Source organism: Sporosarcina sp. G11-34 (assembly GCF_026931025.1).
The window spans coordinates 237321-263402 of record NZ_JAHNZW010000003.1; the positions used below are offsets into that span (position 1 = coordinate 237321).

Annotated in this window: 21 protein-coding genes, 1 pseudogene and 1 other annotated feature; of the genes and pseudogenes, 12 read left to right on the forward strand and 10 right to left on the reverse strand. The window is 40.5% G+C overall.

Annotated elements, in window-relative coordinates:
- From KSU66_RS05390 to KSU66_RS05400, 3 genes are read right to left on the reverse strand one after another with little or no spacing between them, the layout of a single operon-like run.
- Complete coding sequence (locus KSU66_RS05390; RefSeq protein ID WP_269050394.1) at window positions 1–1299, reverse strand: amidohydrolase; 1299 nt, start codon at window positions 1297–1299, stop codon at window positions 1–3.
- Window positions 1300–1319: 20 nt separating this feature from the next.
- A complete protein-coding gene (locus tag KSU66_RS05395) occupies window positions 1320–2852 on the reverse strand; it encodes an AbgT family transporter (RefSeq protein ID WP_269050395.1) in 1533 nt (510 codons plus the stop codon).
- A gap of 24 nt (window positions 2853–2876) precedes the next feature.
- Entirely contained in the window at window positions 2877–4046 is a 1170-nt protein-coding gene (locus KSU66_RS05400; RefSeq protein WP_269050396.1) for a M20 metallopeptidase family protein, read from the reverse strand.
- Between the two features lie 375 nt (window positions 4047–4421).
- On the opposite strand from KSU66_RS05400, the gene KSU66_RS05405 reads away from it, so the two are divergent.
- The 5 genes from KSU66_RS05405 (at window position 4422) to KSU66_RS05425 (ending at window position 12413) form a co-directional block, all read left to right on the forward strand.
- Window positions 4422–4796: a nucleotide excision repair endonuclease gene (locus KSU66_RS05405; RefSeq protein WP_269050397.1), complete on the forward strand. Its 375-nt coding sequence runs from the start codon at window positions 4422–4424 to the stop codon at window positions 4794–4796.
- A 156-nt stretch (window positions 4797–4952) separates the two neighbouring features.
- A complete protein-coding gene (locus tag KSU66_RS05410) occupies window positions 4953–6110 on the forward strand; it encodes an exonuclease SbcCD subunit D (protein WP_269050398.1) in 1158 nt (385 codons plus the stop codon).
- Complete coding sequence (locus tag KSU66_RS05415) at window positions 6107–9184, forward strand: AAA family ATPase (RefSeq protein ID WP_269050399.1); 3078 nt, start codon at window positions 6107–6109, stop codon at window positions 9182–9184. Before KSU66_RS05410 ends, KSU66_RS05415 begins: the two co-directional genes overlap by 4 nt.
- 184 nt (window positions 9185–9368) lie before the next feature.
- Window positions 9369–10727, forward strand: a complete 1359-nt coding sequence (brnQ, locus tag KSU66_RS05420; protein ID WP_269050400.1) for a branched-chain amino acid transport system II carrier protein — start codon at window positions 9369–9371, stop codon at window positions 10725–10727.
- Window positions 10728–10979: 252 nt separating this feature from the next.
- Window positions 10980–12413, forward strand: a complete 1434-nt coding sequence (locus KSU66_RS05425; protein ID WP_269050401.1) for a carbon starvation CstA family protein — start codon at window positions 10980–10982, stop codon at window positions 12411–12413.
- Between the two features lie 51 nt (window positions 12414–12464).
- On the opposite strand, the gene KSU66_RS05430 is transcribed toward KSU66_RS05425, so the two are convergent.
- The 4 genes from KSU66_RS05430 to KSU66_RS05445 form a co-directional block, all read right to left on the reverse strand.
- The gene (locus KSU66_RS05430) at window positions 12465–13130 is read right to left on the reverse strand and encodes a GntR family transcriptional regulator (protein ID WP_269050402.1); all 666 of its coding nucleotides are present in this window, start codon (window positions 13128–13130) and stop codon (window positions 12465–12467) included.
- Window positions 13131–13450: 320 nt separating this feature from the next.
- Window positions 13451–14026 (reverse strand): VanZ family protein, encoded by a 576-nt coding sequence (locus KSU66_RS05435; RefSeq protein WP_269050403.1) that lies wholly within the window; start codon window positions 14024–14026, stop codon window positions 13451–13453.
- Between the two features lie 31 nt (window positions 14027–14057).
- Window positions 14058–15251, reverse strand: a complete 1194-nt coding sequence (locus KSU66_RS05440; protein ID WP_269050404.1) for an RtcB family protein — start codon at window positions 15249–15251, stop codon at window positions 14058–14060.
- Window positions 15252–15267: 16 nt separating this feature from the next.
- Window positions 15268–15774, reverse strand: coding sequence for a GNAT family N-acetyltransferase (locus tag KSU66_RS05445; protein WP_269050405.1), 507 nt, complete (start codon window positions 15772–15774; stop codon window positions 15268–15270).
- Between the two features lie 123 nt (window positions 15775–15897).
- Between KSU66_RS05445 and KSU66_RS05450 the strand changes: the two genes are divergently transcribed.
- The 3 genes from KSU66_RS05450 to KSU66_RS05460 all read left to right on the forward strand — a co-directional run bounded on the left by KSU66_RS05450 (window position 15898) and on the right by KSU66_RS05460 (window position 17926).
- The gene (locus KSU66_RS05450) at window positions 15898–16476 is read left to right on the forward strand and encodes a 3D domain-containing protein (protein ID WP_269050406.1); all 579 of its coding nucleotides are present in this window, start codon (window positions 15898–15900) and stop codon (window positions 16474–16476) included.
- Window positions 16477–16645: 169 nt separating this feature from the next.
- Window positions 16646–17203, forward strand: a complete 558-nt coding sequence (locus KSU66_RS05455) for a DUF4825 domain-containing protein (protein WP_269050407.1) — start codon at window positions 16646–16648, stop codon at window positions 17201–17203.
- A complete protein-coding gene (locus KSU66_RS05460; RefSeq protein ID WP_269050408.1) occupies window positions 17204–17926 on the forward strand; it encodes an SDR family NAD(P)-dependent oxidoreductase in 723 nt (240 codons plus the stop codon). It begins immediately after the preceding gene.
- A gap of 77 nt (window positions 17927–18003) precedes the next feature.
- Here KSU66_RS05460 and KSU66_RS05465 read toward each other — a convergent pair whose 3' ends face one another.
- Window positions 18004–18582: a tRNA (mnm(5)s(2)U34)-methyltransferase gene (locus KSU66_RS05465; RefSeq protein WP_269050409.1), complete on the reverse strand. Its 579-nt coding sequence runs from the start codon at window positions 18580–18582 to the stop codon at window positions 18004–18006.
- The gene (locus tag KSU66_RS05470) at window positions 18579–19538 is read right to left on the reverse strand and encodes a TIGR01212 family radical SAM protein (protein WP_269050410.1); all 960 of its coding nucleotides are present in this window, start codon (window positions 19536–19538) and stop codon (window positions 18579–18581) included. Before KSU66_RS05470 ends, KSU66_RS05465 begins: the two co-directional genes overlap by 4 nt.
- A 120-nt stretch (window positions 19539–19658) precedes the next feature.
- Between KSU66_RS05470 and KSU66_RS05475 the strand changes: the two are divergent.
- The 4 genes and pseudogenes from KSU66_RS05475 (at window position 19659) to leuS (ending at window position 24723) form a co-directional block, all read left to right on the forward strand.
- Window positions 19659–20379: pseudogene (locus KSU66_RS05475) on the forward strand (MFS transporter).
- 188 nt (window positions 20380–20567) lie between these two features.
- Window positions 20568–21254 (forward strand): CoA transferase subunit A, encoded by a 687-nt coding sequence (locus KSU66_RS05480; protein WP_269050411.1) that lies wholly within the window; start codon window positions 20568–20570, stop codon window positions 21252–21254.
- Between the two features lie 25 nt (window positions 21255–21279).
- Window positions 21280–21939: a 3-oxoacid CoA-transferase subunit B gene (locus tag KSU66_RS05485; RefSeq protein ID WP_269050412.1), complete on the forward strand. Its 660-nt coding sequence runs from the start codon at window positions 21280–21282 to the stop codon at window positions 21937–21939.
- 103 nt (window positions 21940–22042) lie between these two features.
- Window positions 22043–22258 (forward strand) — a binding site (T-box leader).
- Between the two features lie 47 nt (window positions 22259–22305).
- Window positions 22306–24723, forward strand: a complete 2418-nt coding sequence (gene leuS / locus KSU66_RS05490) for a leucine--tRNA ligase (protein WP_269050413.1) — start codon at window positions 22306–22308, stop codon at window positions 24721–24723.
- 46 nt (window positions 24724–24769) lie between these two features.
- Here the strand turns inward: leuS and KSU66_RS05495 are convergent, their stop codons facing one another.
- Entirely contained in the window at window positions 24770–26050 is a 1281-nt protein-coding gene (locus KSU66_RS05495) for an NAD(P)/FAD-dependent oxidoreductase (RefSeq protein ID WP_269050566.1), read from the reverse strand.
- Window positions 26051–26082 lie beyond the last annotated feature (32 nt).

Here is a 26082-nt window from a genome sequence, read left to right on the forward strand (position 1 = left end):
TTATTTATTACTAAGTTCAAATGCGGTTCGTGCAAGTACGTCTACAGCAATCGAAAGTACTTTTTCATCATAATCGAATCGTTCATTATGATGTCCAGCCGCGAGTGGAGACCCGATGATTGTATATGTTGCGAGACCACCACGATTTTTCACGCGTTCCATAAAATACGTTGCATCTTCTGAACCAGAGGGTTGCAAGTTCATTTCGGTAACGTTCGAAATAGCCTCCGATTTCCGCGCAGCATTTGCCACAATCTTTACAAGTTCTTCGCTTGGCATACTGCTCATTGCTTCACCGACAATGTCGATGGTTGCCGTTGTGCCGTACATTGCAGCTGCCCCATGGATCACTTGAAATGCTTGTTCACGTATATAGTCATTAATTTCAGATGTTACACCGCGCGTTTCAACTTTCATGAAAGCATTCGGTGCAATAATATTACGTCCGCTGCCCGCGTTCAAAACACCTACGTTGACTCGTGAAGCACCTTCGCTATGGCGTGGAATGCCGTATAATCCCAAAACAGCAGTCGATGCAGCCATTAAAGCATTTTTACCTTCGTTTGGTTTGCCACCTGCATGGGAAGCAAGTCCTTTAAATTCAACATCTAATTTAGTAGTGGCAAGGAACCCACCATCACCTGCAACAATTTCACCAAGAGGAATCCCTAAGCCAATATGCGTCGCAATGAAGTAATCAACATCATCGACCACTCCAGCTTCAGTCATAGATTTTGCACCACGAGTTCCTTCTTCAGCAGGTTGGAAAATAAGTTTAATCGTTCCCTTTAGGTTTTCTTTTTCTTGCATAAGTATTGTTGCAAGACCAAGCCCTATTGACGTATGTCCATCATGCCCACATGCATGCATCATATTGTCGTTGACGGAAGCAAATCCTTCTTTGAAGGGAAGGTGAGCATCCGTCAAGTCTTCTTGGATATCGAGTGCGTCCATGTCTACCCGGAAAGCGACTATGGGTCCGGGTCTACCTGTGTCAAGAATACCGACAACACCGGTCATTCCACCGGTCATCTTTTCAACCCAACGGGTCTCGGCGCCGTGTTCAAGCGCCCACTTTTCATGGCGTTCCAGTATATCCGTAGCAGGAACCCCCATTCGATCCTCGCGACTCATAACCTCTTTACCTACAGAAACCGCATAACCAAGTTGTTCAAGAGTTGTTGCGACGATGCTTGCCGTTCTTAATTCTAGAAATCCAGATTCCGCATGTTTGTGAAAATCTCGTCGCCATTGTTGTAACTGGTGTTGCAAATTATCTACTGACTGTTTGATAAACAATTAATTCATTCATCTCCTTTTTAAGATGGTTGCCAAAATGGTGTGATTCCAGGCCCAAATGGAATGCCCGCATAGAAGAATACGAGAAGCATGATAATCCAAGTTCCAAGGAATATAAGTGAATAGGGGATCATCAGCGAAATCAACGTACCCATACCCGCTTTTTTATCGTATTCTCGCATAAATGACAAGATAACAATGAAATAAGGATTTAATGGTGTAATGATATTCGTCGATGAATCCGCAATACGATACGCCGCTTGTGTAAATGCTGGGTGATAGCCTAGTTGCATGAATAATGGGATAAATACAGGTGCTTCGAGTGCCCACTTGGCCGAACCTGATGTAATCAAGAAGTTCAGAAGTGCTGTAAAGATTACATAACCAACAATGACCCAAACACCCGTTAAATTGATTTCTTTAAGGAACCCAGAACCGTTTACTGCAATCCAAGTACCGATGTTCGACCAGTTGAAGTAAGCAATGAACTGAGAAGCCGCGAAAATAAGTACGATATATCCGGACATATCACGCATTGATTCCGACATATATTTGGAAATGTCTTTCGACTCTTTAATATTACCAACTGTACGGCCATATGCAACAGCCATTACAATAAAGAAGAAAATGATGATTGGTACAATTCCTGTCAGGAATGGAGAAGGAATCATCCCTCCATCTTCATTTCTAAGTGGTGAAGCAGGCATGAAAATAAGTGCGGCAAGTCCAACAAGATAGGCAAGTCCAGCTAGGCCGGCATTTCGTAGACCTCTGCCCGCAGCGGGATGTTCTTCTTCCATTTCATTGATGGCAGCTTTCCCAGTATATTTTCCGAGCTTCGGTTCAATAATTTTTTCTGTAATGAGTCCACCAACAAGTGTAAGGACGAAAACAGATACAATATTGAAGTACCAGTTGTCAACAGGTGTGACGATTAATGTTGGATCGATAATTTTTGCCGCTTCTGTAGAAATACCTGCAAGAAGGGCATCCGTACCAACGACTAATAAGTTAGCGGTAAATCCTGCTCCAGCAGCCGCAAATCCAGCAGAAAGCCCGGCAATTGGGTGACGTCCTAATTTATAGAAAACCATCGCCGCTAGGGGCGGGATAAGTATTGTTGCTGCATCTGATGCAATATTACCCATAATTCCAGTGAAAACAATTGCATACGTGACCATAGATTTTGGAGCACGCATGATTGATCGTTTAATAGCTGTTTCTAGCAATCCGACTTTTTCAGCAAGACCCATACCAAGCATCATTGCAAGAACAAGGCCGAGTGGTGCAAAGCCGGTGAAGTTGCTAAGCATGGACGATAGAATATATTGGAGTCCTTCACCTGATAGTAAGTTCTTAATCGGTAATTCTTCTTGTGTACCCGGGTGGATTACAGATGCGTCAAACATCGCGAAAATGAACGATGCCACCATGACGGCGACAGCTAGATATACGAATAGCATGAATGGATCCGGCAGTTTATTACCGACTTTTTCAACCCAATTCATTGCCCGCATAAACCAACCTTGTTTTTCTTTATTATTCTTATTCATTTTATACCTCCAGAATTATAAATGTTATGATTGTTGAAGCTTTTGAAGTGCGCTTACTGCAACGTCTGTCATTGTGTTAATTCCTATTTCTAAAGCATCTTCATTGAAGTAAAACTCGGGATCATGAAGGGGCTTTTGAACGCCGGTTCCTTCTTTTGCGCAACCAAGCCAGTAAAATGCCCCAGGAATTTCTTCAAGGAATCTTGAGAAGTCTTCACCGGCCATAGATGCATCTACGTCAGGAACTGCTTCTTTTCCGTATGTATGAACAACTCGGTTACGGACAAGCTGCGCCCATTCAGGCGTGTTTACTGTCGCTTCATAGCCATCTCGATAGACAAAGTCTATTTCAACTTCATAAGCAATTTCGAAACCTTTGACTAAGTTAGCCATTCTTCTTTTAACCGTATCTTTTACTTCTTTGCTATATGTTCGAACGGTTCCATTTAGTTGTACTTCATCTGCAATGACATTGTATCGATATCCTCCATTGATTGTGCCAATTGTAACGACAGCAGACTCAATAGGGTTCGTATTACGGCTTACAATGGATTGCAATGAAGAGATAAATTCAGCGGCAATAACAATCGAGTCTTTCCCTTGATGAGGCATACTTGCATGGCCACCGGCTCCTTTAATTGTAAAAGAGATTGTGTCAGATGCACCCATCATTTCTTTGTCTCGTATGCCAATTTGTCCAACAGGAAGGTTCGGCCACACATGTTGACCGAAAATAACATCGGGTTTGTATTCAGCGAATACGCCGTCGTCCATCATTGGTCTTGCGCCACCAATTGGTGATGATTCCTCATTTGGTTGGAATACAAGAAGTACCCTACCTTTTAGTGAATCCTTCATTTCTTGTAATTTCAAACCGGTTCCGATAAGCATCGCGGTATGTGCATCATGTCCACAAGCGTGCATGATATCGTCGACTTTTGACTTGAATGGGACATTCGTTTTTTCCATTATTGGTAGTGCATCAATATCCGCACGAAGTGCAACTGTCCCACCTGGTTGTCCACCTTCAATAATTCCAAGCACTCCGGTTTTAGCAAATCCAGTTTTGAATGGGATTCCGACTTGTGTTAATTCTTCCTGTATTCGTTTTGAAGTTTCCCACTCTTTCCCACCCAATTCGGGATTTTCATGTAAAGCCCTTCGAATCTTTCTTGCTTTATTTATTATGCTCATCATTCAAAAACTCCTTATCTATTTTATTGAATAGCCAATTGTTTGAAACTAAAGGTTCGAGAACTATCCAATAATTATGAGAAGTATAACATAACAAATAGAAGTAGGAAATACAATAATTAAATAATTCAATTCCATCTAAACCCGATAGGAATAGGGTTTAAGGAAACTGAAATTACGGAATAACAAGTTAACTCGAATAAGTTCTTACTCGTTGAAAGGGCAAGGAATTTCGAAAAAACTATTTTTACGATAGCAAATATACGTAGGGAACGTTAAGAGGAAAGCAACTAATAATTCCTATACGATTCTTCGCTTTTTATCGCGTTTTGTGTTACTATTTAGCTTTAGAATAGAAGAGGACGTGAAGTTGAATTGATTACAATTAAAGTGCCAACTCCTGATATAACAATTGAACAACGTGAACAGAAAATGAGTGCAAACGTAGCACCTATCAAACCATTTTTCGGATTCGTTGATCTTCATGAGATACCACGCGATAAAGGCGGCATTATTTTGTTTTATAACAAAAGAAATGAACTATTATTTGTTGGGAAAGCCCGAAAAGCGCGTCAACGTGTTAAAAAACACTTTGAAGACACTGTATCTCCAATCAAAAATTACCGCGACGAAGTAAATAAAATTTCCGTCATTATCGTTGAAGACCCGATGGAAAGAGAAATCTATGAAACGTATATTATTAACACGGAACGTGCGAAATATAACGTAGACAAAGTATTTTTCGAATGAAGTAAAACGGCCGACTGCTTTATGCAATCGGCTTTTCTTTATGAAAAATAAAAAACAGCTGATAGCCACCGTTTATTTAAGTGGCTATCAGCTGTTTCATTTTTTCCGCAATGTCATGTATTGTAAGTAGAAAGCGTTACGAAAGGGGACATCGTTTTGAAATTTTTTCATACAGCGGATTGGCATCTAGGCAAACTCGTTCAAGGTGTGTATATGACAGAGAATCAACGTTTTGTTCTTGAACAATTTATTGAAGCAATTAAAATAGAAAAACCAGACGTAGTAATTATTGCGGGTGACTTGTATGACCGAGCAGTACCACCAACAGAAGCAGTGGCGTTATTAGATGAAACATTAGAAAAAATCATTATGGAATTAAAAACACCGATTCTTGCAATCGGAGGAAACCATGACAGTCCCGGACGTCTTCATTTTGGAAGTGGCTTAATGAAAGGAAAAGGATACCATGTCGTAGGACAACTACAAAAAGATACGAAGCCAATTGTATTAAGCGATGCATACGGAGAAGTCCATTTCCATCTCGTTCCATTTGCAGATCCTTCTGTTGTGAAACATCTCCATGAAGACGAAACCATTTCAAATCATAATGATGCGATGAAAAAAGTAATAGATGGTATTCAAAAGTCGATGGACAAAAATGCTCGTCATGTCTTTGTCGGACATGCATTCGTAACACCGCACGGGGAAAGTGAAAACAATACAAGTGATTCTGAACGTCCACTCGCTATTGGTGGAGCAGAATATGTGTCGGCTCATCTTTTTGAACCATTCCATTACACGGCGCTTGGCCATTTACATCAAGCACATTATGTGTTGAATGAAAAAATAAGATATGCGGGCTCTCCGCTTAAGTATTCGATTTCCGAGGAACGTCATAACAAAGGTTTTTTTATCGTCGAAATGGACAGCGAAGGACAAATTACTGTTGAAAGACGGGAACTAAAGCCGAAGCACGATATGCGAACGGTCGAAGGAACAATGGAAGACATTTTGCTTCACGCAGTAAACGAGGATTATGTCTTCGTGAAACTATTGGATGAAACACCGGTTTTATTCCCGATGGAAAAAATTCGGTCTGTATATCCAAATGCCATGCATGTTGAACGGAAGTTGTTTAAGCCAATTTCAATTGTCGAGGATGAACGGCAGTTGAAGCATGCGAAACAAGATGACATGACATTATTTAAGTCGTTTTATGAAGAGATGAAGGGTGAGGCGGCGGACGATGAAACGAAAAACTTATTTGCTGAAGTGCTTCATGAAGTCATGCATAGAGAGAGGGATGCGAATTGAGACCGATACTTCTTTCGATGACCGGATTCGGACCTTATAAGGGAACAGAAACAGTCGATTTCAGAGAGCTTAAGGATAATCGATTATTTGCCATTTCAGGTGCGACAGGTTCGGGGAAAACGACGATTTTTGACGGTATTTGTTTTGCATTATACGGACAAGCAAGCGGAGAAGACCGGACAGACATTCGAGCAATGCGCAGCGATTTTGCGGACAATGAAACACCGACTGCGGTTGAATTAACGTTCGAAATACATAACCGAATGTACCGAATCATGCGGCAAATACCATACGTGAAAATAGGAAACAAAAGGGAAACAACGGCACGCTGTGAATTTTATGAACAAACGGAAGACGGCGAAATACCTCTTGTAGATCGGCAAATCATTTCGGAAATCAACAAGAAAGCGGAAGAGTTAATTGGCTTTACACAGGCCCAATTTAGTCAAATTGTTATGTTGCCGCAAGGAGAGTTCCAGAAATTCCTTACGTCTGATACAGAAAACAAAGAAGCGATTTTACGGAAAATATTTAGAACAGAACCGTATCGTGAAATTGTTGAAAAGCTGAAAGTGAAAAAGGAGGCGGCACAAGCGGAATTGACGAGTGAAATGCAGCTAAGTGAAGGATATATTCGTCAAGTTTCATCCGTATTGCCTGAGCGGGAGTCATCGATTTTTGAAGTGCTTTCCAATGAACATCGTAATATCAATCAAGTTGTTCAAGGGTTGGAAGAGGAGTTCCTTTATTACGCGGAAAAAACAGTGAATGATAGAAAGAGCTACGAAGAGATTGTAAAAAAACATGCAGAGATGCTTGAATTCTATCATGCAGCTAAAAGTATGAATGAGCGATTTGAGGAAAAAGAACAAAAAGAGTCGGCTGTCACGGAACTATCCGAACAACTACCTCTTATTAACGGAAAAGAACAACAGTTAGCCGGGGCGGAACGGGCAGCCGCGATTGAGGAAGTTGAAATGCAGTTTAGCGAGTTGAAGAAAGAGGTTGCTGCCAAAGCAGGTTCTTTAGAAAAAGCTACAGTCGCACTACAGGCAGCAACTGATACGATGGAAGAAACTGAACTCCTCTTTAAAGTGGAAGAAGGGCGGAAAGGGGACCGCGAACGACTGGCGGAAAACTTGATTCGACTAAAAGACCACTTGCCTGCTGTTTCAGAATTAGCATCAAAAGAAGCGATGCTAGATTCGATGAAAAAAGAGATCGATAGACTGAATACGAAATTTGTTGAGACAGTCGAGGAAACGGTAATCGAAACAGAAAAGCTTGATACATTAAAAATGGGTATTGATAATCTAGAAGAACAACTGATTCCATTTGACGAGCGTGTAGATCTGTTAAATGAAACGAATGAAAAATGTAAAGTTCTCGATGGATTTATTCGTATGCAAAACAAGGTGGCTACTTTTGAACAAGAGAAAGTGGATCATGAAAAACGTTATGAAAAACATAAAATGGAATACGTTGGACTGGAGAAAAAGTGGCTGAATAATCAAGCTGCGATGTTGGCAGCATCCCTTCACGACGGAGAAGCCTGCCCGGTATGCGGAAGTATGGATCATCCTACTAAATCGGATAATCATATGGAAACAGTCATTACAAGGGAACAATTGGACGTTGAAAAAGATTCACTGGCGGAAGTGGAAAGTGGATATCGTATGGCGGCTGTAAAATTTCACAGTGCAGTCGAACAGGCGAATGATCAGTTAAAAGAAATCGAACGTCTGCAAATCGAAATTGAAAGTGTTTCCTTATATGAGATGAAAAAGCAACTGGAAGTGGAAGTAGTCGAACTTCGCAAAGCACGTAAAGTACTTAACGAATTGAAAAATCAATTGAAAGTGCAGGCTGGACTTGTGGCCGAACTTGTGAAAAAGAAAACGGAAATGGAACAATCGTTATTCGAACGGAAGTCTTTATATGATAAAGAGCTTGCGCTTGTTGGATTGACTCTGCAAGCAATTCCAAAAGATGTCCAAGTACTTGCTGTCCTTCAGGAAAGGATTGCAGAAACGGAAATGAAGAAAATTGAGTTAGATCGAAACTGGGACATTGTGCAAAAATCCCGGGAAGAAGCAAGAGGCAAACTGATACTGTCAACTTCGGCCAAAATGCATGCAGAAAGTTCGCTTAAGGAGGCGGAAAAAAAGAGAAACAATGCAGAAGAACGATTCAAGGAAGCGTTGCATAAATCTGCCTTTCCGACGGAAGAAGCGTATCTTGCAGCCAAAATGCCGGAAGCAGATCGGATGACATTAAAAGAAGTGATTTTTAATTTCAAACAACAACTTCATTCACTGCGCGAAGCCGTAGTTGAACTTAGAAAAATGCTCGAAGGTAAAGAAGTTTTAGACTTGGTTGGTCTTGAGGCAGCAGTGAATGAACTGAAAAAAGAGTATGAGTCGTCCCTTGCAAATTATAATGAATCATTAGAACTTGAAAAATCTGTATTGGGACTGAAAAAGAAAATTGTCCAATCATCGGAGAACGTACTTGGGCTTGAACGGACTTATGGAAAAGTCACAGATCTTTATGACATTGTCAGAGGTCAAAACGGCTTGAAGTTATCATTCGAGCGATATATTCAAATCGAGTATTTAGAAAGGATTATTCAATCAGCAAACGAACGGCTTAGAGGAATGTCGAATGGTCAGTTTGAATTAATACGAAGTGATCGACAAGAAGTCCGTGGTAGGCAAAGTGGATTAGGTCTTGATGTATATGATGCGTACACCGGTCAAACGCGCGATGTGAAAACATTGTCGGGCGGCGAGAAGTTTAATACGTCGCTTTGTCTTGCGCTTGGAATGGCAGATGTTATCCAAAGCTTTCAAGGTAGCGTTTCAATAGACACGATGTTCATCGACGAAGGTTTTGGTTCATTGGATGAAGAATCATTGAATAAAGCAATCGATACACTCATTGAGCTTCAAAAATCGGGTCGAATGATTGGTGTTATTTCCCACGTTGAAGAGCTAAAAGCCGCTTTTCCCGCTATTCTTGAAGTGATAAAATCAAAAGAAGGTCATAGTCACACAAAGTTTGTAGTTAAATAAACAGATGAGTTACCCGTTCCGACTTTCAGTAGTCTAGGAGTGGGTAATTTTCTGAATACATTAGTAAATAGAAAAATGAGTAATATATTGCATTTTGGATGTTATAAGAGTATTATTATTTTCAGCGATATATTGCATATAGCACATCGTAAACGCTTCGAACATCATAGGGGGAACTGGAATTATGGAAACGAAATTACCGTTTAAGTCATATCTTATAATTGGAACTATGTTATTCGCATTATTTTTTGGTGCAGGGAATTTAATTTTTCCGGCGCAACTAGGACAATATTCGGGTACTAACCTTATACCAGCTATTATTGGATTTTTAATTACGGGTGTTGGCCTACCGTTTCTTGGAATTCTAGCAATAGGTATTTCCGGAAGTAATAACTTACAAGACTTGGCAAGTCGTATCCATCCAGTATACGCAGTTATTTTTACATCTTTACTTTATTTAACAATCGGACCATTCTTCGCGGCACCACGAACAGGTGCAGTTGCGTTTGATGTCGGGATTGCACCATTTATTTCTGAAGATTTCATGCAAGTCGGGTTAATTATTTTCACTTTACTGTTTTTTGGTATCACATTATGGTTATCGTTAAATCCAGCAAAACTTGTGGACCGTGTAGGAAAGGTGCTATCACCGGCAATTATTATTTTACTTCTTGTTTTACTAGCAGCTGTCGTTATCAAACCGATGGGAGCTATTGGGGCACCGGAAGAAGCCTATGCTAGTGGCGCCTTTATGAAAGGATTTACAGAAGGATATAACACGATGGATGCACTTGCTTCACTCGTATTCGGAATCATTGTCATTAACGTAATCCGTTCAATGGGTGTGACAAATAAACGAGGTATTTTAGTTGCTACTGCAAAATCCGGCGCTGTTGCAACGGCATTCCTTGCGATACTTTATGTTGGAATTGCTTACTTAGGGGCTACGAGTACACAGGCAATGGGTCTTTTTAAGACTGGTGGACCTGTTCTAAGTGGTGCATCATCGTACTATTTCGGAACGTTCGGATCTGTCATGCTTGCGGTTATTATTCTCCTTGCGTGTTTGACAACAAGTATCGGTCTGATGATGGCTTGTGGGGAGTATTTCCATACGATTATGCCGAAAATTAGCTATAAAGTATTCGTTATATTTTTTACAACATTTTGTTTTGTTGTTGCGAATTTCGGATTGTCGAATATCATTACTTATTCAATTCCCGTATTGATGTTCTTGTATCCACTTGCAGTTGTACTAATGCTACTGACATTTTTGTCGCCAATCTTCAATCACTCGAGAATTGTATATGTTGGGGCAACAGTCGTTGCATTTATGATTAGTACAATCGATGGTTTGAAAACTCTTTGTGATTCATTGGAGATTTCGTATTTCGGTTGGATGTCACCAGTTATTTCATTTTATGAACGCTTCTTGCCATTTTATAATGAGGGAATTGGATGGCTGTTACCTGTTCTTCTAGTCATGCTCATTACAGGCATAGTGGCTCGCTTGCAAAAACTATCCACAGCTCATGCTCAATAAAACGCTAATTCGGACCTTTATCACTTTAAAACAGTGATGAAGGTCCTTTTTGAATTTCGAAAAAAAATAAACAACATGCCAATTGTTTTTGGCGGGATTCTTTATTTCCATACATGTATACTAGACGGAATACTCTTTTAATAATATAAAGAACTGTATATTTAGATATATTATTAAGTTCCACTTGTTTTATAAGTCCAATAATATATAATAATCAGTGGACTTGCTTTATACATAGAGGAGGAAGCGTAAATGGTAACGTTTTTAGCATCTTTGATTTTACTTTTCGCCGGATACGCAATTTATTCGAAAGTTGTTGAAAAAGCATTTGGTGTGAACGATTCTCGTGAAACACCGGCTTACACGGTGAATGATGGAATGGATTATGTACCGATGAGTTGGTGGAAAGGCTGGCTTATCCAATTATTAAATATTGCGGGACTAGGTCCAGTTTTCGGAGCAGTTGCTGGGGCGCTGTACGGGCCGGTCGCATTCATTTGGATTGTTATCGGATCTATTTTTGCGGGAGGCGTACATGACTATTTCTCAGGCATGCTGTCTTTGAAACACGGCGGTGCGCAATTCCCGAAGATTGTAGGAAAGTATTTAGGGAACTTTGCTGAAAAATCAATCACAATCATTTCCATTGTGTTGATGGTTCTTGTTGCTGCTGCCTTCACTGCGGGACCAGCCCAATTGATTGCACAAATTACACCGATTGGTTTTATGGGTGCGCTTATACTTGTGTTTGGTTATTTTATATTAGCTGCAATTTTACCTATCAATAAAATCATAGGGAGAATCTATCCCGTTTTTGGAGCGGTTCTTATTTTCATGGCGGTTGCGATTGCTATTGCACTTCTTTTTGGTGGGCAACCAATTCCGAACTTAACATTGGAGAACTTGCATCCAGGTGACTTGCCGATTTGGCCACTGCTTATGGTGACGGTTTCATGTGGTGCAATTTCAGGTTTCCATTCAACTCAAAGTCCCATCGTTTCGCGTACGATGAAAAAAGAATCAGAAGGACGTAAAATCTTCTACGGTGCAATGATTGCAGAAGGCGTTATTGCGCTCATTTGGGCTGCTGCTGGAATGACGTTCTTTGGTGGGACAGGCGGTTTACAAACAGCTCTTGCAGCTGGCGGACCAGCTGGTGTTGTGAACGAAATTTCAACGTCACTTTTAGGTACAGTCGGAGGAATCCTTGCGATATTATCTGTAATTATCTTGCCAATTACAACAGGGGACACGGCGCTTCGTTCTTCGCGAATGATTGTAACTGAATCGATTTCCAAATGGGTGGATCCAGATAAAAAAATTATTGTTCTTGGAGCTACAATTGCATTGGGTGTGCCGATGTTTTTACTTTCAACAATTGACTACACGTTTTTATGGCGTTATGTCGGATGGACGAACCAACTATCGGCCACAATTATGCTATGGGTAGCTGTTTCGTTTTTACTAAAAGCGAAGAAATCCCATTACATTGCCGGCATTCCGGCTCTCTTCATGACGGGTGTAGTTTGTACGTATATTTTCTATGCACCTGAAGGTTTTAATATGGACTATTCGATATCACTCATTATCGGGTCCATTTTGACCGCGGGTGTAGCTGTACTTTATGTACGACAGATTATTCGTCACAAAGGTTTTGCGAAAAATCAAGTACCATTAAGGTCATAACGAATCCATATGAAAAGCCGAATTCCTTCAAAGAAGGGATTCGGCTTTTCTTTACTTTTCATCTTTTAAATTATGAAATTCGTCAATCGCACGTAGCCAATTATCTCGCATAATTGCGGAAACTTTTAGACCGTTACGTTCTTTCATTAATTGAATCATTTTGTTATGTTCTTCGATTGATTCCTTCGTTAGTACAATCGAATTATGGAAAAACAATCTTCGAACATGTGCTTGAAGCGATTCTACCATCGATAGAATGTATGGATTATTAGCCACATCAACGATGATCTGGTGGAATTCTTCATCAATTTTTAAAGCGGAAAAGTAGTTTCTCGTTTGTACGGCGATTGCGAATCGCTCATTTGTAGTTTCAAGTAGTGCAATCGTTTCTTCGGTAAGTCGTGGAATCGCAAGCTCAGCCGATAAAGCTTGCAAAGCAGCAAGTGGAGGGAGTAAGTCAGTAATTGAATCTCGCTCAATGCCTGTTACTTGCGTCGCTTTTCCGGGGAACATTTCGACAAAACCTTGCACTTCAAGAAGTTGTAATGATTCGCGAATTGGAGTTCTGCTTACACCTAACACCTTAGCAAGCTCTAAATCATTCAATTTTTCACCGGGATATAGCGTGCCGTCGATTATCCACTGTTGAAGTTGGTTGAATGCGGTTTCTTTTGCTGTTTTTCGTTTCGTTTTTATATGATCGGTAGGTACGGGCATTACTTATCACATCCTGAATATGTCATTATTATTAGTATACAGGAAAATGGGTTTTAATGATATGCAATATATTGCATGTTGAGAATGGTGTTTACCTTGAAATGAAGATTCTCACTGAAAAAGAAAATCGTTGAACCGGCTCCCTTTCCGCGGGCGTTGCCTCAGCCTTCTCGCTACGCTGCGGGGTCTGAGACTAACGCTATTCTCGCAGAAGTGTCGCCTTGTTCAACGATTTTCGGGTGTGCTGAAATAAGGTATTCCTGTTAAGAAAACTACTCCAGAAGGCATCCCTTAGCGCCAAGCATTTTTAGTGGGATACTTTATTCCCTTTTAAATATACGTGTATATTTTGTGAAGAACTTGTTTGAAAGAAAATAGAAGCCGTAGCCGACCATGCTTCCCAATGTATTTAGCCAAAGATCGTCAATATCGCTGCTTCTTGGCTGGCCGAGTTGCACCGTTTCGATAAAAAAAGAAATGCAAAATCCGCTAAGGACGACTTTCCAAAAACGATTGAATTTTCCCCATAACAATGGAATCATAAAACCAATAAGTATAAAAATACATATATTTCCTAAAAAGTTAATGATGAAAGGTTGCCAAAAGTTCAATTCGGTTATGGCATAGTAATTATCAATGAAAACTTGGAATGGAATGAGATTTACATTGGTAAATGAACGTGTAACTTTTGGTCCTGTATACGTAAAAGACATAATCGTTTGTGAAAATAACGCAATCATAAATAATGAAAAAGCGATAACTCCGATTTCATGTACCAAATTGAATGGCTTAATTTTACGGATTTTATAGTAAGTGAATCGAATGACGATAATTATTGGCAAAGCAATGATCATGAAGGGAAGCATTGTACTAATATAACCGAGTATAGCTATCAAGTAGTTCACCTTGCTTCATCTGAATTATTTCTTAGCTTGCTTTAAAATTGTAAAGCGGTTTAATGATGTCTAGGACATCTACGGTTTCGCCGATATGTTTTAAGATGTCTTCCATCTTTTTGTAGGCAAATGGGGATTCATCGACAGTCGATTTCGTAACGGAAGTACTCCAGACGTTTTTCATCGTATCCTCGAATTCAGTAATATCTACTTCACGTTTCGCTTGGGTTCTACTCATAATTCTACCTGCGCCGTGAGGACCGGAATAGTTCCATTCCGGATTTCCTTTACCACGACAAATAAGAGAACCATCGCGCATATTCATTGGAATAATAACAATTTCACCTGCTTGCGCGGAAATAGCACCTTTTCGTAGAATCATATTTTCAATATCAACATAGTTGTGGATTGTGTCAAAAATAGAAAGAGTGTCCCAATCCATTTCCCTACAAATTACTTCAGCCATCGTTTGGCGATTCATAGCCGCAAACTTTTGTGCGATATGGACATCGTGTAAATAGTTTTCCATATTTTCACCTTCTACGTAGGCCATGTCTTTTGAAATAGAAGGCCGTTGACTTTGTATTTCTCTAATTGTATTACTAATTTCATCATGCTTATTTGCTGCTTTCAGTTCGGCAATCCGTCGATTGACTTCACTACGATTATCTAATAATGATTCCACGGCAACTCGTTGATAATGCTCGGAAATTTGTTTGCCGAGGTTCCGGCTTCCCGAATGAATAACGAGATATACACTACCATCTTTACTTTCATTCATTTCAATAAAATGGTTGCCACCTCCAAGCGTCCCGACGCTCACACGGGCTCTTCCTTCATTAATAGGGGCCAGCACTTCTGAGAAAGGGATTTCGGATGCATTTATATGTGCTTTTTGCCGAACGTTCATGCCGTTTGGAATGTTTTTACGAATCACTTGATCTAGATTTTTGAAATCAATTTGTTCTTTTTTTACATCTAGCTGAACGCAAATCATTCCACAACCTAGATCCACACCGACGAAATTTGGAACAATCTTATCTGTAATCGTCATCGTCGTTCCAATCGTACATCCTTTTCCGGCATGTAAATCTGGCATCATACGGATTTTGGCGTTTTCAAGAAATTCCTGATTGCATAGATCATATACTTGTTGTTTTGCAGTTTCTTCAATTACATCAGTAAAAACAATGGCCTTATTGTATTTCCCTTGGATTTCAATCAACTAAATCACTCTTTTCTTAAATTTTTCTTTTGAATTTAAGTGCAATGTCCAAATCGGTTTCGGATGATCCGTAAGTTGGTTCTTCGCATTGAAAGATGAATCCGCGTGCTTTGTAAAATGGAATGGCGTAATTATTTCCTTTTGCAACAGCAACCCATTGTTCAGTTGCCCCGTACGTATGTTTTTGTATTTTGGTAAAAAAGTTAAGCAGTCGTGTGCCAATTCCCATTCCTCTTACTGTTGGGTTCATATAGAAGACATATACTTCGCCAGCGGTTTCGCCAATCATCCCTCCGCCGATTACACCAACAATTTTTCCGGGCATTTCCGCAACATAGTAGCCATGCCAACTTGTATTCATGAACTGGATTTCATCTGCGATTCTATGAAAGTTATAATACTGATCGATTAATTGTTGAATATATTCTTTGGAATATAGCGATTCATAGGTGAACCATTGACTTGTTATGAGTACATCTTGTACTGCGTGTGCATCTTTTATAGTTGCTTGCCGAATAATCATAGCTCCCATTCCATTCCTTGTAATATAGTGTGACGTATTGTAACAAAAAGAAGTTTCATTGTAATGTTCCTGTAATAATTTGCAGTTATTGTAGAGATAGATAAAAAATGAGGAGATGAGTAATTGAAAAAATTTCTAGTAACATTAACTTTGACAATTGCCCTAGTTTTCAGTTTAGCAAATGAAAGTTCAGCTTCTTCAACTTACACTATTAAAAAAGGTGATAGTTTATACAAAATTTCAAGAATGCATAATACTACAGTAGCAAATTTGAAAGTCTGGAATAATTTGAAATCGGACTTAATTCATCCGAACCAAAAATTGGTAGTCACTTCTGGAGGCCAAGCGGTTAAGAATCCAGTTAAGAAACCGGCAACAACAACGCCATCTAGATCGGATGCTGATAAAGTTCAGAAAGAATTTATAGTTTCAGCAACAGCTTATACAGCTTATTGTAACGGATGTTCAGGAATAACGAAAACCGGGATCAATTTAAAGAAGAATCCTGGACTAAAAGTAATCGCTGTAGACCCAAAAGTGATCAAGCTTGGTACGAAAGTGCATGTTGAAGGATATGGATATGCAGTTGCGGGGGATATAGGCGGAGCGATTAAAGGCAATAAGATTGACGTATTCATCCCAACGAAAAGTGCGGCATACCAATGGGGCCGTAAGAACGTGAAGATTAAAATACTAGAATAATAAGTTGCCAACTTTCTTTCGGGAAAGTTGGTTTTTTTATGGATATCTTTCCGAGTAACTAATAGTAGGATATAATATATTCATAGGAGTTTATCAACCGTATTCATACTATTCCGAGTCTATTTCCTGGGGAATGATTACTAAGTTGAAGAAAGCGAGGCTAAAATGATTGAAGCTTAAGATTAGTATTGGTTTGTTAATCGTTGGATTGCTGTTGTTTGGATGGGTGCAGGTATATTATTTACCGAAGATTGATGCATTGGCCGAACAAAAGCAGTTGGAACAACTTGAGCCTGAGACACATCACTTTAGCTCGATGCTTGAGTATGCAAATCTGTATATGGGGAATTCTGGAAACAACACGAACCTAGTTAATAATTTACCTATGAGCGATGTTTTTCGTTTATATGAACAGAATCCCGACGAATTTACATTCAGGATAAACTATGACGAAACTGTCGAAGGTGTCGGGAAAGAGCGTGTTGAAAAATCAATTTTGTATAATGCGACGGCGATTTTTACTCTTATTGAAAACATGGAAATCGTTGAATTTTCATTTGTAGATGATATATATACAGTGACTCGTAAGCGGGTGAATGAATGGTTCGATGAGGATGTTTCTACATTTAACGATGAGCTGGTATTTGAAGAAAAAGTACAACAACCGATTATAAAAAAAGAACGCCTTACTGAGTGGTTCGATGCGTATATTGGAGGGGGAAACTAAATGGAATTGTATATTGTGACGGGTGCTTCGAAAGGGATTGGGTTTGAACTGTTGAAACAACTACAAGTAAAGGGTAAGAAAGTGGTTGGAATTGCGAGGACTTCACCCGAAGGTGCTGAAAAGTTCGTAATTACGGATCTTGCGGAGACGGACAAACTTACTACGCTTATTGGGAATTTGATTGAGGAAAATAGCGAAGGTACAACTTCGTTTACACTTATTAATAACGCGGGAATGGTCGATCCTATTGGGTTGATAGGGGAAGTGGAAGGGGAAGCAATCGCACAAGCGATTGCTGTTAATTTGACTGCTCCAATGATTTTATCGAATGCATTTATTTCTAAAATAAAGGATTTTGATGGAAAGAAACGTATCGTTAACATCTCATCTGGAGCAGGTCGGAATGCATATGAAGGATGGGGAACGTATTGTACGACGAAAGCTGGGCTGGATCACTTTTCGCGGGTTGTTGCACTTGAACAGGCGAACTCTACAAATCCCGTAGACATCGTCTCGATTGCCCCCGGAATTATTGATACGGGCATGCAGGAAACGATTCGGGCAAGTGGGGAAGGCGCATTTCCGCTCCTAGATCAATTCATTCATTATAAGGAGCAAGGTTTATTAAGCAGTGCGGAGCAAACAGCGGAAAAACTAATTGCGTTTATGGAAAACGAAGACTTTAAATCAGTAGGCCCGATTGCAGATATTCGTAACTTTTAATTTTATACAACATTCATTAAAAAAGGTGCCCAACTGAATATATTCAGTTGGGCACCTTTTTTATCTTTTATCGTATTTCAGTCAAGTGTGTTGAAATCTTTCATTTTTTCAAGCGCAATGAGAAATGGGGGATTGTTTTTCTGGTTAATGAGTTCGTAACGGACAACATGGACGTCTGCTTGATGAAGATTCATTACGAAATCAAGAAGTGCATCCCGTTCTTCTGCGCCGCCTTCATGTCCGTCGTAGACAGAAATGGCGATAATACCACCCTTTTTTAACATACCAAGTAGTGTATGGATGGCTTTAATGGTCGTATCTGGTTTAGTGACAATTGACAAATCTTCACTATGCGGCAAATAGCCAAGATTGAAAACCGCACCGCCAATTTTTTCGTTGACGTATTGTTCGACCTTATCATGACTATCTAAAATAAGGGATACTCGGTTATTTAGTTCGCCAAGTCTTTGGGCAGTTGAATCTAGGGCAGCTTGTTGAATATCAAATGCGTAGACGTGCCCGTGTTCGCCAACATGCTTTGCTAAAAATTGTGTATCGTTACCATTTCCAGCGGTTGCGTCGACAACAATCTCGCCGGGAACTATGGTGCGCTCAAGTAAACGTCTTGCAAAAGGAAGGACGCGTAGTAGTTTCATATTAGTTGACCCGCCTTTACATAATGTTTCCCTTGGTAACTGCCACGACGTTCAAGCTCTTTGTCGATGCCGTTCAATACTTCCCATTTTGTGACGCTCCACATCGGGCCAATCATTAGTTCAATCGGACCGTCGCCTGTAATGCGGTGGATAATCATTTCTGGTGGGAGGATTTCAAGTTGGTCGGCGACAAGGCTGATGTATTCATCTTTTTTTAGAAATTCAAGATGACCTTTTTCGTATTGTTTAACCATTGGGGTTCCTTTTAATAAGTGGAGCAGATGGATTTTAATCCCTTGCACATCGAGTTTTGCAACTTCCCGAGCAGTCTCCATCATCATGTCGTGATCTTCAAGAGGTAATCCGTTAATAATATGTGCGCATACTCGGATTCCGTGTTTACGAAGCTTGTTGACACCTTCTACATACGTTTGGTAATCATGTGCGCGGTTAACGAGATTTGCTGTTTTTTCATGAACCGTTTGTAGGCCAAGTTCAACCCATAAATATGTACGTTCATTGAGTTCTGCTAAATATTCAACGACATCATCGGGTAGACAATCGGGCCGGGTTGCAATGGATATGCCCATCACACCTTCTTGTGCAAGCGCCGCTTCAAATTTTTCTTTTAACTTGGCAAGGGGCGCATGCGTATTTGTATACGCTTGGAAATAAGCCATCGGTTTGCCGTCTTTCCACTTTTTCTGCATTTTCGCTTTGATTTCTGCAAATTGTACATCAATCGGATCCACACGGTCACCCGCAAAGTCACCGGATCCAGCGACGCTACAAAATGTACAACCACCGAATGCGACCGTCCCGTCCCTATTTGGGCAATCAAACCCTGCATCAAGCGCCACTTTAAATACTTTGAATCCGAACTCATCTTTCAAATGGCGAGACCATGTATAATATCGTTTCCCTTCAGTTGGGAATGGAAATGTTAATTTGTCCACTATTTCACTCCTCTAAAGGTGTATTATACCACGTTTAGTCGGTGGTGTATCACACAAAAGTCTTGTCGGATTATAGGGAAAGGCATACAATCGGCTTAATTACTTGATTGGGGGGAGCGCATGCCTAAAGCGGTTTGGTTGCTTATTATTGGAATGCTTGTCAACGTTACCGGAAACTCATTTTTATGGCCTTTAAATACGATTTATATACATGATTATCTAGGGAAATCCCTGTCAGTTGCTGGTCTAGTACTTATGGCGAATGCCGCTGCGGGTGTCGTTGGAAATTTACTTGGTGGATTTCTATTTGACCGAATCGGTGGGTACAAATCAATCATTTGGGGAATTGTTGTTTCGCTTGTTGCATTAACATGTCTTGTTTTTTGGCACGGATGGCCTCACTATGTGTTGTTTTTAACATTTCTTGGTTTTAGTGGAGGGATTGTCTTTCCAAGTATGTACGCAATGGTTGGAACGCTATGGCCAGAAGGTGGAAGAAAAGCATTTAACGCAATTTATCTTGCACAAAATGTTTATTGTGGCGATGATTATCGTAACGTTTGGCGAGATTTTCCTGTGGCCTGTAATTCCAACAATAGCAAGTCAACTTGCACCGAAAGGAAGAGAAGGTTTTTATCAAGGGATTGTCAACAGTGCCGCGGCGATAGGTAAAATGATTGGCCCATTTGCTGGCGGCGTACTAGTTGATTTATATGGCATGAAAATGATGGTCTTTATATTATTAGGAGTAGTTAGCTTCGCATTCATCACAACATTTCTTTATGACCGACCGCTTAGAAAAATAAGTTATGACGGGGAAAGTAATGATTATATAGGTTGAACTAAAGAGTGCTACTAACGACGCTTGGGGGGCGCCTTCGCTGAAGATTATGTGGAAAACATAAGTCCAATCTATGTAGTGGTTTTTAAATAATTCATTCATTTCATTGCAACATTCTGTTATGTTTGATTTAATTGAATAGAACAGCTATTACAGAAAAATTCAAATGATTCAGAGGGGGATGTATTATGAAACCAATTTATTCATCTGCGAAAGAGGCAGTTGCGAATATTCAAGACGGTGCAACATTGATGGTTGGAGGGTTTGGGCTTGTTGGGATTCCAGAACAGCTCATTTTGGCACTTGTAGAAAAAGGGGTAAAAGATTTAACGGTTATTTCAAATAACTGCGGAGTTGACGAGTGGGGACTTGGACTTTTATTGAAAGAAAAGCAAATTAAAAAAATGATCGGATCATATGTAGGTGAGAATAAAGAATTCGAACGCCAAGTACTTTCTGGTGAAATCGAAGTAGAACTGACACCACAAGGGACGCTTGCAGAGAAAATTCGTGCAGGTGGAGCGGGAATTCCAGCGTTTTATACGCCGGCTGGTGTCGGTACAACGGTTGCGGATGGCAAAGAGATTCGTATATTTAACGGGAAAGAATATGTTCTTGAAGAAGCGTTACAGGCGGACTTTTCACTTATTCGCGCAGCGAAGGCAGATAAATTCGGGAACCTTATTTATAATAAAACGGCTCAGAACTTCAATCCGATGATTGCAGCTGCAGGTAAGTTTACGATTGCGGAAGTAGAAGAAATCGTTGAAACAGGGGATCTTGATCCGCAAACGATCCACACGCCGAGCATTTATGTACAAGGCCTTTTACAGGCAAAACAAGAAAAACGAATCGAGCGTTTGACAACTCAGTAAGAAATTAGGAAGGGGAATGTTTACAGTGGGAAAAGTTAATTATAGAGAGCGTATTGCAAAACGTGCTGAAAAAGAGATTGAAAATGGGAACTATGTAAACCTTGGTATTGGTATGCCGACGCTTGTAGCGAATTATATTTCAGAAGATAAAACAGTTGTATTACAGTCCGAAAATGGACTTCTTGGAATCGGGCCTTATCCAACGGCAGATGAAGTCGATCCTGATTTGATTAATGCGGGGAAAGAAACGGTTACTTCAATTCCCGGTTCGGCTTATTTCACGAGCGCGGAGTCGTTTGCAATGATTCGTGGCGGGCATGTTGACGTTGCTATCCTTGGAGCGATGGAAGTTTCGGAAAAAGGGGATCTCGCTAACTGGATGATTCCTGGTAAGATGATAAAAGGAATGGGCGGCGCAATGGACCTCGTGCACGGTGCGAAAAAAATCATCGTCATTATGGATCACGTCGCTCATGACGGTTCTGCTAAAATTAAAAAAGAATGTGAACTTCCACTAACAGGGAAAAATGTCGTACACAAAATTATTACAGAACGTGCACTTATCGAAGTGACTCCTGAAGGACTTGAACTAAAAGAAGTGTTTGAAGGTTTTACGGTACAGGATGTTATTGATTCGACAGAAGCCAATTTAATTGTTAAAGACATTAAGGAAAATGTAAGCTAATAAGAAAATACAGAAGCCACTCGAATGTGGCTTCTATTCTTTTTGATTAATCACTAAAAGCTTGTCATTTCTGAAAGGTTCGCTTAAAATGATTACATAATAGCAATTGACGAAGAGAAGGAATAGTAAATTACAATGTGTCTACAGAGAGTCGGTATTTGGGTGGGAGCCGATGATGCGATGAATTGAACTCGCCTTTGAGTCTGCAATGGTGAAAACTAGTAGCCGGTGCCGTTTTCCGCGTTAAGGAATCAAGTTGGGCGGTTTACCGTCAATTTGGGTGGCACCGCGGGAAGTACATAGAACTCTCGTCCCTTAGTTTGTTAAGGGACGGGAGTTTTTCATTTGAATGAGGAGGAATAGGTAATGAGTTATAATCACGGACAAATTGAGAAGAAATGGCAACAATATTGGAAAGAAGAGAAAACGTTCAAGATGACGGATGATCCGTCGAAACCCAAATTTTACGCACTAGATATGTTCCCATATCCGTCGGGGGCTGGGCTTCATGTTGGACATCCCCTTGGCTACATAGCAACTGATATTTTAAGTTCGTTTAAACGGAAGCAAGGATATAATGTTCTTCATCCAATGGGCTGGGATGCGTTTGGTCTACCAGCAGAACAGTATGCACTGGATACAGGAAATGATCCTGCTGAATTTACAGCGAAAAATATCGAGACATTTAAACGTCAAATGAATGACCTCGGATTTTCATATGATTGGGATCGTGAAATCAATACAACCGATCCAAGCTATTATAAATGGACACAATGGATTTTCATCCAGCTGTACAATAAAGGGTTAGCGTATGTGGATGAAGTTGCAGTAAACTGGTGCCCCGCACTTGGTACAGTGCTTGCAAACGAAGAAGTGATTGACGGGTTGTCTGAGCGTGGTGGGCACCCAGTTGAGCGCCGTCCGATGCGCCAGTGGGTTCTACGCATTACAAATTACGCAGATCGACTTCTTGAAGACTTGGATGACCTTGACTGGCCGGAGAGCTTGAAAGACATGCAACGCAACTGGATTGGTCGTTCAGAAGGTGCGCAGCTTACATTCGAAATAGATGGAACAGATTTATCATTTGATGGATTCACAACACGTCCAGATACAATTTTCGGTGCAACGTATGCAGTTCTTGCGCCAGAACATAGCCTTGTTCAAGAAATTACGACAACGGAGCAAAAAGATGCGGTTGCGAAATATCTCGATGAAGTGAAAATGAAGAGTGACTTGGAACGAACGGATCTTGCAAAAGAGAAGACGGGCGTATTTACAGGTGCTTACGCAATTAACCCGGCAAGTGGCGATAAAATGCCAATATGGATTGCAGATTATGTTCTTGCTACATACGGAACTGGAGCCATTATGGCGGTTCCTGCTCATGATGTGCGGGACTATGAGTTTGCGACGGAATTCAACCTTCCAATTATCGAAGTCGTTGCAGGTGGGGATGTTTCAAAAGAAGCTTATGTTGGCGACGGAAAACATATTAATTCCGGATTTTTAGACGGTCTTGAAACAGATGAAGCTATCGAAAAATCGATTGAATGGTTTGTAGAAAAAGGAAAAGGCGAGAAGAAAGTTACGTTCCGTCTTCGCGATTGGTTATTTTCTAGACAGCGTTATTGGGGCGAACCGATTCCAATTATTCATTGGGAAGATGGCACAATGACACCTGTTGAAGAATCAGATTTACCACTTGTACTTCCGGTTACAGATAATATTAAACCGAGTGGAACAGGTGAATCGCCTCTTGCCAACATCGAAGAGTGGATTAACGTCGTTCATCCTGAAACGGGTATGAAAGGTCGCCGCGAGACGAATACGATGCCACAATGGGCGGGTAGCTGTTGGTATTACCTTCGCTACATAGATCCGAATAACGATGAAATGCTTATTGATCCGGAGCTTGCGAAACGTTGGTTACCAGTGGACATATATGTCGGCGGCGCAGAACATGCGGTTCTTCATCTTCTATATGCAAGATTTTGGCATAAAGTACTTTATGATATTGGCGTTGTTGCAACAAAAGAACCATTCCAGAAGTTATTTAACCAAGGGATGATCCTCGGAGAAGGCAATGAAAAAATGTCGAAGTCAAAAGGTAATGTTGTCAATCCAGATGATATTGTTCACTCACATGGTGCTGATACACTTCGCATTTACGAGATGTTCATGGGGCCACTAGAATCATCGAAAGCGTGGTCAACAAATGGTCTTGACGGGGCTCGTCGTTTCTTAGACCGAGTATGGCGCCTATTTGCTAACGAAGATGGTACGTTAAGTTCAAAAGTCGGCGGAGAAGCTGGTGGAGAACTGGAAAAAGTGTATCATCAAACTGTGAAGAAAGTGACAGAAGACTTTGAAGGAATGCGTAATAATACAGCAATCTCTCAACTGATGGTTTTCATTAATGAAGGGTACAAAGTGGATTCAATTCCTACAGAGTATGTTGAAGGTTTTGTTAAGATGCTATCGCCGGTTACTCCTCATTTGTCTGAAGAGTTATGGGAAATGTTAGGTCATACAGATACGATCACATATGAATCATGGCCAACATACGATGAATCGAAACTTGTCGATGAAACGGTTGAAATTGCAGTACAGATTAATGGGAAAGTGCGTACGAAAATCGTTGTGGCAAAAGATGCTTCGAAAGAAGATCTTGAAACAGTCGCATTGAATGACGAGCGAGTGAAGGAGTTCCTTGAAGGAAAAGAAGTGAAGAAAGTTATTGGAATTCCAGGAAGACTCGTCAATATTGTAGCAGTTGGTTAATTAAAAATCCGCGGAAGAGATTAGAATTAATCTCCCCGCGGATTTTTCATTCACCGTTTGGTTTTCTGTCAGTCGCATACGCGCCGGCATTCATCCCGGCAATTCTACCTGTAACAAGTGCAGACGTAATATTATAACCGCCTGTATATCCGTGAATGTCCAAAATTTCGCCGCAAAAGTAAAGCCCGTCTTTTTTACGGGAAGCCATCGTTTTTGGAACGATTTCTTTTACAGATACACCACCGCCAGTGACGAATGCTTTTTCGATTGGTTGTGTTCCGTTTACTGTCATCGGGAAGGCTTTTAGTAATTTGGCTAATGCTCGAACTTTTTCCGCTAGCATAGTCGCCCCTGTTTCAGCGGGATCAATTTCAGCTCTGTCGAATAAAAAAAGGAGCCATCGTTCTTGTACGATTCCTTTTAAAGCATTTTTCACTGCTTTTTTTGGATCTTCTTTTATTTTCGCATTCAGCATTTGGTAAACTTTTTCTTCATGCATATCAGGCATGGAATCGATTCGCATATCAACAGGTTGGTTCTTATTTTTCATGCGCTCTTTGACGACAAACTGGCTACAGCGTAAGATAGCGGGACCGCTAAGCCCGAAATGGGTAAAGAGCATGTCCATTTGATGGGTAATTAGTATTTTTCCTTTTGCGTTTAATACAGAGACCGCAACATCCCGAAGTGCGAGACCTTGCAACTCTTTTGAAAGGATGAATTGTTCGTTTGACAAAAGAGGTACTTCCGTCGGATATAATACCGTAATTGTATGGCCAGCTTTCTCCGCCCATGGGTACCCGTCACCGGTAGAACCTGTTTGGGGAACTGCTTTTCCACCAACCGCAAGGACGACAGCACCCGATAGAATTTCTTCACCGGACTCTAATCGTACACCGAGTATTTTTTCATCATTCATAAGAAGTTTTTGAACACGTGTCTCAAGTTTCATGTCGACATGGAGGCGATCCATTTCGGTAAGTAAAGCGTTGACCACATCTTTTGCTTTGTTTGATACGGGAAACATTCGTCCGTGGTCTTCTTCTTTCAAGGCGACACCAAGACCTTCGAAGAAGTTAATAATGTGTTCATTATTAAATACAGAAAAAGGTCCGTAAAGGAATCGACCATTTCCAGGGATGTTTTTAATGATCTCTTCTTGCGGCAACCGATTGGTTACGTTACATCTGCCGCCTCCAGAAATGGCAAGTTTGTTACCAGGTTTTTTTCCTTTTTCAAGCAGTAGAACTTTTCTACCGTTCTCTGCGGCAGCGATAGACGCCATCAATCCAGATGGACCCGCTCCGATTACGATTACGTCATACATTTTTGGAACCCACGCTTTCATTTTTCTTTCAT